Annotated in this window: 13 protein-coding genes and 3 tRNA genes; 5 read left to right on the top strand and 11 right to left on the bottom strand. The window is 38.3% G+C overall.

Annotated elements, in window-relative coordinates:
- Positions 1-49: 49 nt before the first annotated feature.
- The 6 genes from Q0M21_RS04275 to Q0M21_RS04250 all read right to left on the bottom strand — a co-directional run bounded on the left by Q0M21_RS04275 (position 50) and on the right by Q0M21_RS04250 (position 5,973).
- On the bottom strand, positions 50-607 hold the full coding sequence (locus Q0M21_RS04275) for a flavin reductase family protein (RefSeq protein ID WP_295335024.1): 558 nt from the start codon (positions 605-607) through the stop codon (positions 50-52).
- 219 nt (positions 608-826) lie between these two features.
- Positions 827-1,483 (bottom strand): DUF2238 domain-containing protein, encoded by a 657-nt coding sequence (locus Q0M21_RS04270; protein WP_295335022.1) that lies wholly within the window; start codon positions 1,481-1,483, stop codon positions 827-829.
- A 118-nt stretch (positions 1,484-1,601) separates the two neighbouring features.
- Entirely contained in the window at positions 1,602-2,693 is a 1,092-nt protein-coding gene (locus Q0M21_RS04265) for a PAS domain-containing sensor histidine kinase (RefSeq protein WP_295335020.1), read from the bottom strand.
- 191 nt (positions 2,694-2,884) lie between these two features.
- Positions 2,885-3,304: a nucleoside-diphosphate kinase gene (locus Q0M21_RS04260; protein WP_295335018.1), complete on the bottom strand. Its 420-nt coding sequence runs from the start codon at positions 3,302-3,304 to the stop codon at positions 2,885-2,887.
- A 65-nt stretch (positions 3,305-3,369) separates the two neighbouring features.
- Positions 3,370-4,962: a bacillithiol biosynthesis cysteine-adding enzyme BshC gene (bshC, locus tag Q0M21_RS04255; RefSeq protein ID WP_295335016.1), complete on the bottom strand. Its 1,593-nt coding sequence runs from the start codon at positions 4,960-4,962 to the stop codon at positions 3,370-3,372.
- Between the two features lie 60 nt (positions 4,963-5,022).
- Entirely contained in the window at positions 5,023-5,973 is a 951-nt protein-coding gene (locus tag Q0M21_RS04250) for a hypothetical protein (RefSeq protein ID WP_295335015.1), read from the bottom strand.
- 90 nt (positions 5,974-6,063) lie between these two features.
- On the opposite strand from Q0M21_RS04250, the gene Q0M21_RS04245 reads away from it, so the two are divergent.
- Together Q0M21_RS04245 and Q0M21_RS04240 are read left to right on the top strand one after the other, a co-directional pair.
- On the top strand, positions 6,064-7,185 hold the full coding sequence (locus Q0M21_RS04245; protein WP_295335013.1) for a cysteine desulfurase family protein: 1,122 nt from the start codon (positions 6,064-6,066) through the stop codon (positions 7,183-7,185).
- Positions 7,186-7,226: 41 nt separating this feature from the next.
- On the top strand, positions 7,227-7,844 hold the full coding sequence (locus Q0M21_RS04240; RefSeq protein ID WP_295335011.1) for a porin family protein: 618 nt from the start codon (positions 7,227-7,229) through the stop codon (positions 7,842-7,844).
- A 52-nt stretch (positions 7,845-7,896) separates the two neighbouring features.
- Here the strand turns inward: Q0M21_RS04240 and Q0M21_RS04235 are convergent, their stop codons facing one another.
- The 5 genes from Q0M21_RS04235 to Q0M21_RS04215 all read right to left on the bottom strand — a co-directional run bounded on the left by Q0M21_RS04235 (position 7,897) and on the right by Q0M21_RS04215 (position 12,525).
- Positions 7,897-8,880 carry an MlaD family protein gene (locus tag Q0M21_RS04235; protein WP_295335010.1) on the bottom strand — a complete coding sequence of 328 codons (984 nt, stop codon included), beginning with the start codon at positions 8,878-8,880 and terminating at the stop codon, positions 7,897-7,899.
- A 9-nt stretch (positions 8,881-8,889) separates the two neighbouring features.
- The gene (locus tag Q0M21_RS04230) at positions 8,890-9,627 is read right to left on the bottom strand and encodes an ABC transporter ATP-binding protein (RefSeq protein ID WP_295335008.1); all 738 of its coding nucleotides are present in this window, start codon (positions 9,625-9,627) and stop codon (positions 8,890-8,892) included.
- 3 nt (positions 9,628-9,630) lie between these two features.
- Positions 9,631-10,410, bottom strand: coding sequence for an ABC transporter permease (locus Q0M21_RS04225; protein ID WP_295335007.1), 780 nt, complete (start codon positions 10,408-10,410; stop codon positions 9,631-9,633).
- A 101-nt stretch (positions 10,411-10,511) separates the two neighbouring features.
- Positions 10,512-11,273 (bottom strand): C40 family peptidase, encoded by a 762-nt coding sequence (locus tag Q0M21_RS04220; RefSeq protein WP_295335005.1) that lies wholly within the window; start codon positions 11,271-11,273, stop codon positions 10,512-10,514.
- Between the two features lie 73 nt (positions 11,274-11,346).
- The gene (locus Q0M21_RS04215) at positions 11,347-12,525 is read right to left on the bottom strand and encodes an acetyl-CoA C-acyltransferase (RefSeq protein WP_295335003.1); all 1,179 of its coding nucleotides are present in this window, start codon (positions 12,523-12,525) and stop codon (positions 11,347-11,349) included.
- A gap of 322 nt (positions 12,526-12,847) precedes the next feature.
- Between Q0M21_RS04215 and Q0M21_RS04210 the strand changes: the two genes are divergently transcribed.
- The 3 genes from Q0M21_RS04210 (at position 12,848) to Q0M21_RS04200 (ending at position 13,154) form a co-directional block, all read left to right on the top strand.
- Positions 12,848-12,931 (top strand) — tRNA-Ser (locus Q0M21_RS04210).
- A 4-nt stretch (positions 12,932-12,935) separates the two neighbouring features.
- A tRNA-Pro gene (locus Q0M21_RS04205) sits at positions 12,936-13,010 on the top strand.
- A 67-nt stretch (positions 13,011-13,077) separates the two neighbouring features.
- Positions 13,078-13,154 (top strand) — tRNA-Arg (locus Q0M21_RS04200).
- The last annotated feature ends 249 nt before the right edge of the window (positions 13,155-13,403 follow it).

The raw sequence follows: 13,403 nt of genomic DNA, 5'->3' as shown, positions 1-13,403 counted from the left end.
TTTTAAAGTTTCTGAGTGACTGAGTAACTGAGTTGCTGAGTCTTTTAGTTTAGCCTCGTTTGATGGAGAAAAGTTCTCCCAATTTGGCGTAATTGGAGCCTGCTAATCGCGAAATCGGCTTATAGGTTTCTAAATTGATTTTGTAATTGTCTAATAGCACTGCGTCGTCAAAATGCATCATCACGATTCGGCCTATAATGATACACGATCCGCCGTTTTTATGATCTTCGAGAAAGTAATGATGGACCAGTTCACATTCCAATTGTACCGGACTTTCCGCTACGCGCATGGGTTTTATTTTTACGGAGGGAATAGGCGTAACACCGGCTAAGACAAATTCGTCTACTTCAGCCGGAACCGATTGCGCTGTAGAATTCATTTGTTCCACCGTGTTTTCGGTCACCATGTTTACCACAAACTGACCGTTCGCCAGTATGTTGTTTAAAGTATCTTTATTGGTGTGGTTGGCTCTGTTTACGGAAAACATGATGTGCGGCGGATCTTCCCCGGCAGCATTGAAATAGGAAAACGGAGCGAGGTTGTTAATTCCGTCTTCGCTTACGGTGGCAATCCATCCGATAGGTCTGGGAATGATGGCACCAGTCATTAATTTGTAGACTGTCGATGACTCAAGCAGGTTAGGATCAAATAGCATAGAGTTGTTTGTTTACTACAAATTAAAGCTATTTTTTGATAATTTTTATCAGATTTACATTTTTAGGAATGAAAATATGGTAATGTTTTACGTTTATCCCTAAACTACTGTAAAGAGGTTAAATTGTCTCGATTTGAGTTGCAGTATGACAGGTGGAAGTTTTGTTGGTTTTTACAGCGTTTTCCCTTCATGCACTTTAAAAGCTTTTTTGACCAATGACACTGTAGTGGTTGCTAAGATGGCTCCTAAAAATGCTAAGAAAATATCTTTCTGTGCATCCCAAATATCGCCTTGAGTTCCTAAATAAGCGTCGCCTTGTGCCGGGAAAAACAAATCGGCCACAGCCCATTCGATCAACTCATAAAATGCACTAACAGACAATGTAATTTCGATGGGTAAAATCCAAGCCACCATGGTAGGGTATTTGAACCATTTTAAGAACAATTCCCGCATAGGGTAAGCCAGTAAAAATCCAAAACTAAAGTGTACTATTCTGTCATAATGATTGCGTTCCCAACTCATATAGTCTTTTAACCAATAGCCAAAAGGATTTTCAGCATAAGTATATTTAGAACCATATACATGTAAACATAAATAAACGGTAATCAGCAGATAGGAGAGGTCGCTAAATTGGTATTTTTTGTAACTCAACATTAAAAACAGAAAGAACAATATTGTTAAAGTATTTTCCAGCAACCAATTGTTGATATCGTTAGTACCTAGAAAGGTACTTATCCAAACGGTCAGAAATCCCATTAGGAAAAGCCATAACCAAGGGTTTTGTTTGAATTTGGTTCGGTAAGATGAAATAGCTAAGGAAAATGTCATAAAGAACTAATTATGGATAACGAATATAGTCATTTTTTAATATGACAAAGAGTGTTGTTTTTTGAGATTCAAACAAAAACGTTTTTCCTTGGCTCTTAGCTCAGTTTTACTTTGCTTTTTAGATTTTATAATTCTTAAAAGTTATTGTAAAAGTAGTGCCTTCTCCGACTCGGCTACTTACCTCTATTTGCCCTCCCATATCCGTTACATGAGTGTAAACTAAATATAAACCTATACCATGACTGTCTTTGTGTTCGTGAAATTTTTGGTTGAGACCGAATATTTTATTTTTTACTTTTTCGGTGTCAAATCCGCAACCGTTATCAGCTATAATTAATTGATATAAACCATTTTGTATCTGAGTTTTTAGCATAATGATAGGTAAAACTCCGGGTTGGGTGTATTTGATGGCGTTGGTGATTAAATTAATGAAGATACTTTCTAAGTAAACTTTATTGAATGTTATGCTGTCAAAGGCGCTAAAATCCATTTCTATACGGACCTTTGCTTCCTTAATTTGCGTTTGAATGGATTGAATTACTTTTTCAACTACCTCAGTAATCGAGAGTTCTTCCATCATGATATTCAAATGTTCCTGATGGCTTATATTATCAACATAACTATTTAATGTTTCTTTTAAATTGGTGGTGGTAAACTTTAGTATTTCAATAAGTTCAATCGTTTCTGGGTCTTCAATTTTACTAACATCGAGGAGTTCAAAAACCGATAACAAGTTATTGACCGGAGAACGCAAATCGTGCGAAGCAGTGTAAGTGATTTTCTTTAAATCCTGATTAATTTTCTTGATAGTGGTAAGTAGATTGTTTCGCTCTTCCTCAAGTTTTTTTCTATAAGTTACTTCTTTAGCAATAGCATACACTAAGCCGTTTTCAAAATGAGGCATAGAAGTCCAAGACAGCCAAACAACGTTACCATTTTTGGTAAGATAGCGGTTTTCAAAGTTTAATAAGGGCTCTCCGTTTTTGACCAATTCCCGACTATTAATGGTTCTTTCAAGATCATCGGGATGCACAAAACTATTAATGGGTTTTGCTAATAATTCACTTTCACTATACTCTAGCAATTTACACACAGCAGGATTTACTTTTTTAAAATAGCCGTCATATCCGGCTATAAAAAATAAATCTGCAGAGATATCAAAAAATACGTCAGTGCGATAATTATCGGTCAAGGCTTGATAATCAGTCATTTTTTTTGATTCAGGGCAGTAAAGATAATTAATAGTTTTTTATTTGGAGGTCAAATATCAAAAAAATCGCACCTATTATGAGTAAGTCGAAGTTTGTTATTTGTACATTGTTGGTTGTCCTTCATCAACGCAATAAAAAAATCCCGCTTCCTAAGAAACGGGACTTTATATTTTGGCAGGATTACTATCTACTAAAATTGCTCTCTTCCTGCAAAGTGGAAAGCACCTTCGATAGCTGCGTTTTCGTCAGAGTCTGAACCGTGAACGGCGTTTTCTCCAATAGAGGTAGCATATTTTTTGCGGATTGTTCCTTCTGCAGCTTCAGCAGGATTCGTAGCACCAATTAAGGTTCTGAAATCTTCAACAGCGTTTTCTTTTTCAAGGATCGCTGCTACAATCGGACCGCGAGTCATGAACTCAACTAGTTCGCCAAAAAACGGACGAGCCGAGTGTACCGCGTAAAATTTCTGAGCATCTGCTACAGTTAATTGTGTTAATTTCATAGCTACAATTCTGAAACCGGCTTCAGTAATCATATTTAAGATACCACCGATGTGACCGTTTTCTACAGCATCGGGTTTAATCATGGTAAAAGTTCTGTTTGTTGCCATTTTGATAGGAATGATTTTAAATTCGGGTGCAAAAGTAAGTTTTTTTAAGCTATTTGCAAGCAATTTTATAAAACTAAAATTGTAAAGTTTGGCTGTAACGGTTTCAAATCGGTATACAGTTTTTGAATACAGTCAATACCAAATTCCAAATAAAACTCTGAGAAGTTATTGCGTCTTTCTTGTAAAGATTGGTTAGGAAAGAGTTCGTTTTGCAGTTGAATGATGCGTTCCAATTCATCGGCGTGTTGGCGTTTCTCTGCTTTGAGCAAGCGCTTTTCCAGGTTTTCCAATCCTTTAAGCTGTTTGGCTTCTTGTGCTTTTACTGCTCTGCCAAAGGATGTATCAGTGTGCATTGCCATTTCTTGTAACTTGGCAAACTGTTTTTTAAGGTGTTCTTTTGTCTCGGTAAAGTCTAAGTTAAGATTTGATAACTCTTCTGTTTTTCTATTAAATAGGGCTTGTTGGTTACTAAATAAATCGGCCCAACTCAAATTGAGTTTCTCGGCTTTTTGCCATTGTTTTTGACTAACCATTAAAGCCGAATTGCGCACCAGGAGTATAGGGAAAGTTACATTGTTAGTTTCAAAATTAGATTTCAACTGTAACCAGTAGGCAATTTCACCGCCGCCGCCGATGTAACAAAGATTGGGTAAAATAACTTCTTGGTACAATGGTCGCAAAATAACATTCGGACTGAACTTTTCCGGATGAGACGCTAAAAGTGATAAGATTTCGGTCTCGGTAAAAACCAAATCAGTATGGTTTACTTTGTAAACTTTGTTCTCTAATATTATGCGCTCTCGGATATTGTCTTCTATATAAAATAAATTAATCTCGCGAGGATTAACTTGTATAGTGTATTCTTGTAAAATTTGGTTGGTTTGACTGACTTTCTCAAAAGCCTTTTGGTGCAACAATTCTTGCTTTGCATAAGGTATGAACAAGTGTTTTAAGGCAATGTCATCACCGTCTAAAATCACCAACCCTTTGTTGCCAAACAGTTCATTGGCTAAGTATCGGGTTGCCTCGGCCAAATTAGAATGCTTTAAATAACTGTTGTCAAACAATGATTTTAAATAAGCGGCATTGTCACCTAAGCCTAATTCTTTGGCAAACACTTCATAAACTTCTTCTAAACCGGCAGTGGATAAGCGTCCGACCGGTCCATTACTTTTGCGATTCCATTGGATTTTGGCGTGTTTGAAATGGAAGTAATTAATTTCTTCAAAATCGTGGTCTTCTGTAGCCATCCAGTATATCGGCACAAAATTATAGTCCGGATAAGCCTGTTTTAGTTCTGTACAAAGGTTGATGGTGGATACAATTTTATACAAAAAGTACAAAGGTCCGGTAAACAAATTGAGTTGATGTCCGGTAGTAACGGTAAACGTGTTAGTATTGGATAAAAGAGTAATATTAGACTTTGTTGCTTCCGAAATTGTAAAGCCTTGGTATTGTTTTTCTAAAGCGGCTACTAAAGTGTTTCTATTGCCATTGCTATTAAATTCTTGTTTCTTTTCGGCTAACTGCAATCGAAAGTTTTCTATGGTAGGAAATCTGTTGTACAACGCTTTCAATTCGGGCTTTTGCTCTAAATAATCAACAATGAGTTTAGAGAAATATCCTGAATTTTGATAGCTGATACAGTCGCTTGGCATGATCTAATTTTTCGTAAAAATAGGGAAATCCGAAATGGAAAAAAAAGGTTTAACGTACAATTAAGGAGTGATTAGAGCACCGTACAAGTAGTCATCACCCAAATAAAAATTCGTATTACCCTTAGTCATGGTAACCTTTTTTAAACGGATAGTATGTTGAAAACCGGTTCCGAAGGTGGTTGTGCTTACTTCGATAATGCCACTAACATTGGCAACACCATCGTTAGCAGTCCATTCTTGAGAAAGTAAAGGAGTGACAGGTGTAGTAGTTGCGCAGAAATAAGCATCGTTAACCGTACCGTTGAATAGGCGATAAGTCACTTTATTTGAAGCGCTAATTAAAGCCGTTCTTGGCGTGGTGGTAACTTCATTTTGAAACAAAGTGCTGTAATCGGCTAAGTCTAATACAAAAGATTCACTACCACTGAAATTGAAAATGCGATTGTCGCAAGTACTTTTTTCGGCTTCTTGGTCAAAACCAAAAGCCAACGGTGAAACATTGGTAGTGTAATTTCCAAAAGTGTACGTTTCGTAAACTTGTGTTCCGTTTGGCTTTTGGAACGTGATGTTTTTGAATACAATAAAATGTTTGTAACCTGTAATTTGAGTAATTCCGGTAGTAGGGTTTACGGTTTTTACAGCTGTAGTAGTAATTTGAACTGTTCCGGCCGTCGCATTCCATTCTTCCAATAAATTGGGCGTGGCAGATGGTATCGTTGGACAAATATTATCAGAACTTGCTCCACCGCTATATTGACGATAAATGACTTCTATATTCGAACCAATACTAACTTCAATAGGATTGCCTTCAGTAGTTTCATCGTTGGTAAAAGTACTAGCCGGTATAGCTAGAATGAGCATCTCAGAGTCTTTTACTTTGTAGATAACGTCTCTGCTAGTGCATTTTTGCGCGTTAACTTCACTAAAATCGATAGTGTCTACAGTTAAGTCACCATCGTCACAAGCTGTGGTTAAAAGTAAGGCTGTAAATATCCCTAATAGTCGTTTCATGGAAAGAAAAATTTTAGCAAAAATAACTTTTTTACCCTATAAAATGTATCTTTTATCATTTAATTAGGATAGTCGTTTTATATTTGCACCATGCAAAAAGTATATCTTGATAACGCCGCAACCACAGCCATTCGCCAGGAAGTTATAGCTGAGATGGTCCGTGTTATGCAAACTGAATTTGGTAATCCTTCCTCAACCCATAGTTCAGGACGAAGTGCTAAAGCTGTGATTGAAACTTCGCGTAAAACCATTGCTAAGTTGTTGCATTGTGTCGCTACGGAAATTGTATTCACTTCTAGTGCAACCGAAGCCACGAATTGGATTTTAAGAAGCGCTGTGAAAGATTTCGGAGTGAAAAGAATCATTACATCTAAAGTAGAACATCACGCCACATTGTACACGGTCAAAGCTTTGCAGGAAGAGTTTGGGATAGCTGTTGCTTATGTGAAAATTAATCCCGATGGTAGTTTAGATTATGCTCAATTACAAGCATTGTTGCAAGACGAAGTTAAAACATTGGTTTCTCTCTTGCATGTGAATAACGAAACCGGTGTGATACATGATATAGTTCGAATTGCATCGCTTTGCCAACAGCATCACGCTTTGTTTCATTGTGATACCGTGCAATCTGTGGGAAAAGCAGTGATTGATTTGCAACAAATTCCGATTGACTTTTTGGTGTCGAGTGCGCACAAATTCCACGGACCGAAAGGGATTGGCTTTGCCTTTGTGAGAAAGAATTTGGTCTTGCAGCCATTACTTTTTGGCGGCGAGCAAGAAAAAGGTTGGCGAGCCGGTACCGAAGCCGTACATCAAATAGCCGGCATGGCTAAAGCAATGGAATTGGCTTATGAACATTTGGAAGTCGAAACCAACTATATTGCTGATTTGAAAGCCTATTGTCTGAACCAATTGCAAGCCGCTTTTCCCGAAGTGAAGGTTAACGGATCCAACACATTTTATAATATTTTGAACGTAGCCATGCCATTTTCACCCGAAAAAACGGCTATGATTTTATTTAACTTAGACATGAAAGGCATTGCCGTTTCTCGAGGTAGCGCCTGTCAAAGCGGAAGTATAAAACCTTCGCATGTGTTGGCGGAAATGCTTTCTGAAGCTGATTTGACTAAGCCGAGTTTGCGAATTTCTTTCAGTCATTACAATACCAAAGCTGATATCGATTATTTAATACAAGTGCTACAAGAAGTGTAAGCTCATTTTTTATTACCTTTGGTTATCAAAACTTTAGGGATATGAAAAGATTACTTTTAGCTGTGGGTTTGACTTTAGGTTTAACGGTTTCCACTTTCTCTCAAAAAAAAGGTGACGTTGAGTTTGGTTTGAACGTTGGCTTTAACAATTCTACTATTTCTAATTCAGATATTTCAGCCGATACCGCATTCGGATTTAATGTTGGCGGTTCTATGGATTATTATTTTTCAAATCGTTGGAGCATGAAGCTTAAGTTGGTTTACGACCAAAAAGGTTGGGACAACGGTTTTATTGAAGACAGTAATGGGTTTGATTACATAACCGACTTTAATATTAATTATTTGACGGTTCCGGTAATGGCGAATTGGCACTTCGGAAGCAAGCGAAATTGGTTTTTAGAGTTTGGTCCGTATATGGGTTTTTTGATGAATGCTGAAGATGTTCGTTTTGGCACTGATGTAACGGATTCTTTTAATACAACTGATTTTGGTTTGGCTTTAGGGATTGGTGTGAAAATTCCGGTATCCGATAAGCTTAAACTGTTTTTTGAGTATGAAGGACAAAGCGGTGTGAGTGATATTTTTAAAGTGAATGAGTTTTCCAGAGTTACCAATAGTCGCTCGAGTTTTAATATTGGAATTAACTTTTTGATGCAGTAGCCGGTATTACATTGTAAAATAAAAAAATCTGCTCGAGGGCAGATTTTTTTGTTTATGATTTTCCGGAAGTCGCTTTCTTTTTAGCTTTGGCTTGCTTATTGAAATAGCCGCGAAACAAAAAATTACTTTTTAAAGCTTCTAAATTTTCATTTAGTTTTTGGCTCGCTTGGTTGATGTTGGTCATAGTGGAGTCGATTTGTTTCACCAATTTAGGGTTATTGGACAAATAGTTAATTGCGCCTTTTCCGTCTTTTACGTTGGAAATCGTGGCATTCAAATTGGCTACCACCTTAGTGATTTCTTGGCTGGACGAATCTAAGTTGGTTACAATGTGTCTGATTTTATTGCCAACCATAGTATCTTTTAAAACACCAATGACATTGTCTTTGTGGTCTAAACTCGCTATTTGTCGGTTCAGATTATCCATGGTTTGACTGGTTTTTTCGCTGGTAATTTTCAGGTTGTGAATGGTAGCTTTTAAATCGTTAGCCATAGCTGAGTCGCGAAGCAAAACGCCAATTGTCCCGTTTCCGTTGTGAATATCGTTGGTGATTTTTAGTAAGTCGGCTGTTAGTTGAGCGGCATTTTCGTTAGTAACATTTAAAGTGCTCAACATGTCATCGGTGCGTACTCGGTTATTGGATTTGATAAAATCGCCGGGTTGTACCGGAAGCGCATCGCCTTTGCCCGGTATGATATTAATGATTACGCTACCTACTAATCCATCGGAACCAATGGTAGCCACTGCATTTTTTTTGATGTGTGGAAAAACAGTCTTGTCAATTTGCATTTCAACATTAATAGTTGAATCGTTCACAATTTCAATACCGCGAACTGTGCCGACGTTGATGCCTGAATAGCGTACATTATTGCCCAATTGTAATCCGGCCACGTTATTGAAAACGGCAGTGAGTTGTTCTGTTTTGCCAAACATTTGTTGCTTGCTGCCAATAAAATAAATGGTCAAGACAAACAAGATTAGACCAATAATAACGAACAAACCGAGTCGTATTTTTTGAGAGGCTGTTTTTTCCATAGGACTAAGTTACTTAAAAAAGGCTTTGATTTTAGGATCTTCTGAGGTTGATAGTGTTTCGAAAGTTCCTTCGGCGTAATTGATACTGTCTATCAATAGGATCATTCGGTTGGCTATCACCCGCGCACAATCAACATCATGGGTAATGATGATGGAAGAGGTGTTGTATTTTTTTTGAATCGACATCATTAATAAAATAATTTCTTTGGAGGTTATCGGGTCTAACCCGGTTGTAGGTTCATCATACAAAATGATTTTCGGCTGTAAGATTAAGGTCCGTGCTAAGGCAATACGACGTTTCATCCCGCCCGATAGCTCACTCGGCATTAAATCGATGGCGTGTGCTAAGCCTACATTCTCCAGAGCTTCCATAACCATGGGTGTGGTGTCTTCAATGATGCCGAATTTTTTGGTGTGACGGCGAAGCGGAAATTCTAAATTTTCTCGAACCGACATGGAATCGTATAAAGCACTGCCTTGGAACAAGAACCCGATTTCGGTACGAAGTTCATCGAGTTCACCTTGCTCTAATTGGTTGATGTTTTTTCCCATTACGGTTATCGAACCGCTGTCGGGTTCTTCCAAACCAATCAGACATTTAATCATTACCGATTTTCCCGAACCCGATTTTCCCATGATTACGAGGTTTTCGCCTTCGTATAAATTCATGTTGAAGCCATTTAGGACGATATTATCGCCAAAGCTTTTTCGCAGTTCTTTAATTTCTATGATGGGTTTTTGCTGCATGAGTTAATCATAAAAAATATTGGTTACAAATACGGCTATAAAGTCTATGATGAACAGCAGCATTGAAGTGTACACTACTGCAGAGTTGGCGGCCAAACCCACACCGGCAGTTCCTTTCTTACAGTTGTATCCTTTGTAACAGCCAACCAATCCGATGGCAAAGCCAAAAAAGAAGGTTTTGAAAGTGGTTGGAATGACATCGCTGAATTGTAAACTATCGAATACGTTATTGAAATAGAGTAGGAATGAGACGTTACCTTTAATATTTTCTACTAATGCAGAACCGAGAATGGCAATAGCATCGCCAAAGAAAACTAATATGGGCAACATGACGGTAGTGGCTAAAATTCGAGTCACCACTAAATATTTATACGGATTAGTACCGGAAACTTCCATGGCGTCAATTTGTTCGGTAACGCGCATCGAACCTAATTCGGCGCCAATACCCGAACCAATTCTTCCGGCACAAATTAAGGCAGTGATAATCGGTCCGATTTCTCTAATTATAGAAATGCTTACCATTGAAGGCATCCAGGAAACAGCGCCAAATTCTTCTAAAGTTGGTCGGGATTGCAGTGTAAAAACCAATCCGATGATAAATCCTGTGACGCTTACCAGCAACAAAGAGCGATTGCCCATGTTGTAACATTGGCGCCAAAATTCTTTGAGTTCGAAAGGCGGATTGAACAACTCTTTGAAGAAACGACCCGTGAAATAGGAGAGTTCTCCTGTTTCAATTAAAAAGTTTTTAAACGAGGTTACCACTTTGGAATCGGTTTCCATAGATTGAGATTAAGTAAATATCCTTCTCAAATATAGGGAATAACCGTTATAATTGAATAAAAAGTCAGTAAAAAGAAAACCGTCAAGTTTTACCTGACGGTTTATATTATTTTCTTGATGACTCTGAGTCGGTGTGTATGCCTGTTTTGTTCAGCGTTATAAATTCCTAAATGGTCTAAGCGGTCAATTCTGACTTTACCGCTGGCGTGAATGATGTAATTGTTCTCCATCATGATGCCTACGTGGATGATTTTGCCTTCATCATTGTCGAAGAAAGCCAAATCTCCGGGTTCACTTTCTTCGATAAAACTCAGGGCATCGCCTTGACCGGCTTGTTGAGAAGCATCGCGTAGCAAATGATAACCATTGAGTTTGTATACCATTTGCGTAAAACCGGAACAATCTATTCCGAAAGGTGTTTTACCACCCCAAAGATAAGGGGCATTTAAGTATTGGTAAGCCGTTGCAATTAAATCGGATTTGGGTTTGATACCGCTGGTTTTTAATCCCTCAAATTGAAAACCTTCTGTATTGATTTCGCTATGGTTTAAAAATGATAACGAAGCACCGAGTGGAATAGGCAAGAGCATGTTTTTGGCATTGGTTACGTATTCCACCAAATCAGCATTTAAAATGATGGCTTCTTTGGATAAGTCGTTAAAATTCTTCTCTGAAATAATTTGGTATTGTTTGGAATCAACCCAACCTTCATAATCGTCGTACTGCAACTTGATTTTGGCCCATTGGTTTTGTTTTTCCAAGATTTCAAAATGCTCACCAAACAACACTTGCGAAACGATTTCGCTTCGATCACTAGGCTCGGCTCGTAGAGGAATTATGGCAAGGTTACAAATGGCAAACATCTTAATCAATTAGGAATTATAAATTACGAATTATGAATTGTTTGGTAATTCATAATTCGTAATTCGTAATCTTTTAAGCTCTTTCGATAACAATAGCTGAAGCGCCTCCGCCACCATTACAGATAGCTGCTGCACCAATTTTAGCATTATTTTGCTCTAATACATTAATCAATGTTACAATGATTCTGGCTCCTGAACAGCCTAGCGGATGTCCTAAAGAAACAGCACCACCGTTTACATTGACTTTATTGTTGTCTAAACCTAAGATTTTGGCATTGGCTAAACCAACGACAGCAAAGGCTTCGTTGAATTCGAAATAATCTACATCGGCTAACGAGATTCCGGCTTTGTCTAAGGCTTTTGGTAAGGCTTTGGCCGGAGCAGTGGTAAACCATTTCGGCTCTTGAGCCGCATCGGCGTAGGATTTGATATAAGCCAATGGTTTTAGTCCTAATGCTTGTGCTTTTTCTTCGCTCATTAAAACTAAAGCAGCCGCTCCGTCATTAATGGTAGAAGCATTGGCAGCGGTTACCGTTCCGTCTTTAGTAAATACAGGGTTTAAGGCCGGAATTTTATCTAATTTCACGTTGGTGAATTCTTCGTCTTTAGCAAATAAAATCGGCTCGCCTCGACGTTGCGGAATTTCTACCGGAACCACTTCATTGTCAAATTTACCTTCCGCCCAAGCTTTGGCAGAACGCTCGTAAGATTGGATAGCAAAAGCGTCTTGCTCTTCTCGGGTAATCCCATATTCTGAAGCACACAAATCGGCACAAACACCCATGGCATTGTTGTCGTAAGCATCGGTTAATCCGTCTTTTTGCATACCGTCAACCATGGTGGTTGGACCGAATTTTACGCCGTTTCTTAAATGTACATAATGTGGAATCAAACTCATGTTTTCCATACCACCGGCCACTACGATTTCCGCATCACCGGTCATGATGGTTTGCGCACCTTGCATTACGGCTTTCATACCGGAAGCACATACTTTGTTCACAGTAGTAGTGGGCACTGTATTAGGTAAACCGGCAAAGATAGCGGCTTGAGTGGCAGGAGCTTGACCAACACCGGCTTGTACTACGTTACCCATTAATACTTCGTCTACTAAATTCGGGTCTAAATTGATTTTATTTAAAGCGCCTTTGATGGCAGCGGCACCTAATTGCGTTGCAGTAACAGTAGATAAACTTCCCATAAAACTTCCGATGGGTGTTCTCACAGCTGATACAATAACTACTTTTTTACTCATGATGTTTAGTTGTTTGTTAATGTATTAACATTGAGTATTAAGTTTATTTTGCCGAATGTCCACCGGACATTCTCCTCTTAATATCAAATGCCTTGCAAAGCTAAACTTTTATTGTAAAATAATGAATTGAAAGCCCAATAAATCTTTATTGTATGGCTATTGCTAAAAATCTTGTGCTTGTAGTATATTGATAGTGAACTTATTTACGAATAATTTGGTTTAAATGCTAAAAAAAGAAATGAAATAGTTGTAAATTATAGAATGATAAATTACATTTGCAACCGCTTAAAGAAAATGTTCTTTTACAAGATTGAAAATTATAGGAGAGGTGCCGGAGTGGTAACGGAGCAGATTGCTAATCTGTCGACGGGTAACCGTCGCCAGGGTTCGAGTCCCTGTCTCTCCGCTCTCGGGGTGTAGCGTAGCCCGGTTATCGCGCCTGGTTTGGGACCAGGAGGTCGCAGGTTCGAATCCTGCCACCCCGACTTTCGGAGGTCGTCTCGTCTGAAGACGAGACCAACCCCGACAATTTTCAAGACATTTTCTTTGCAGGGTCTCATAGCTCAGCTGGATAGAGCAACTGCCTTCTAAGCAGTAGGTCGAAGGTTCGAATCCTTCTGAGATCACCATGTGGGACAAGTCTAATTTTTTAGATTTGTCCCATTTTTTTATCCCTCGGTAAGCCTTATTAATACTTGCAATTTCATTCAAAATAGGATTTACATCAGCGGTTCGAACTTTTTTATTTTCAAAGTGGATTTTATTTGGAAATATCGAACCAAGTAATAATCTTTTACCTTCTATATCAGTGTTATTGTATTGTTTTCCAATAGTTTCCATTTTATTTATGGCCTTTTGATACAATTCAATAATACCTT

It is taken from the genome of Flavobacterium sp., assembly GCF_024710485.1.
In the GTDB taxonomy this organism is placed as follows: Bacteria; Bacteroidota; Bacteroidia; order Flavobacteriales; family Flavobacteriaceae; genus Flavobacterium.
The sequence above is the reverse complement of the archived record's forward strand: the minus strand, read 5'-3'. Positions and strand labels throughout refer to the sequence as shown.

Coding starts and splice junctions, on each gene's coding strand:
- Q0M21_RS04275 (WP_295335024.1), bottom strand. CDS start 607: ATGACTGGTGCCATCATTCCCAGACCTATCGGATGGATTGCCACCGTA.
- Q0M21_RS04270 (WP_295335022.1), bottom strand. CDS start 1,483: ATGACATTTTCCTTAGCTATTTCATCTTACCGAACCAAATTCAAACAA.
- Q0M21_RS04265 (WP_295335020.1), bottom strand. CDS start 2,693: ATGACTGATTATCAAGCCTTGACCGATAATTATCGCACTGACGTATTT.
- Q0M21_RS04260 (WP_295335018.1), bottom strand. CDS start 3,304: ATGGCAACAAACAGAACTTTTACCATGATTAAACCCGATGCTGTAGAA.
- bshC (WP_295335016.1), bottom strand. CDS start 4,962: ATGCCAAGCGACTGTATCAGCTATCAAAATTCAGGATATTTCTCTAAA.
- Q0M21_RS04250 (WP_295335015.1), bottom strand. CDS start 5,973: ATGAAACGACTATTAGGGATATTTACAGCCTTACTTTTAACCACAGCT.
- Q0M21_RS04245 (WP_295335013.1), top strand. CDS start 6,064: ATGCAAAAAGTATATCTTGATAACGCCGCAACCACAGCCATTCGCCAG.
- Q0M21_RS04240 (WP_295335011.1), top strand. CDS start 7,227: ATGAAAAGATTACTTTTAGCTGTGGGTTTGACTTTAGGTTTAACGGTT.
- Q0M21_RS04235 (WP_295335010.1), bottom strand. CDS start 8,880: ATGGAAAAAACAGCCTCTCAAAAAATACGACTCGGTTTGTTCGTTATT.
- Q0M21_RS04230 (WP_295335008.1), bottom strand. CDS start 9,627: ATGCAGCAAAAACCCATCATAGAAATTAAAGAACTGCGAAAAAGCTTT.
- Q0M21_RS04225 (WP_295335007.1), bottom strand. CDS start 10,410: ATGGAAACCGATTCCAAAGTGGTAACCTCGTTTAAAAACTTTTTAATT.
- Q0M21_RS04220 (WP_295335005.1), bottom strand. CDS start 11,273: ATGTTTGCCATTTGTAACCTTGCCATAATTCCTCTACGAGCCGAGCCT.
- Q0M21_RS04215 (WP_295335003.1), bottom strand. CDS start 12,525: ATGAGTAAAAAAGTAGTTATTGTATCAGCTGTGAGAACACCCATCGGA.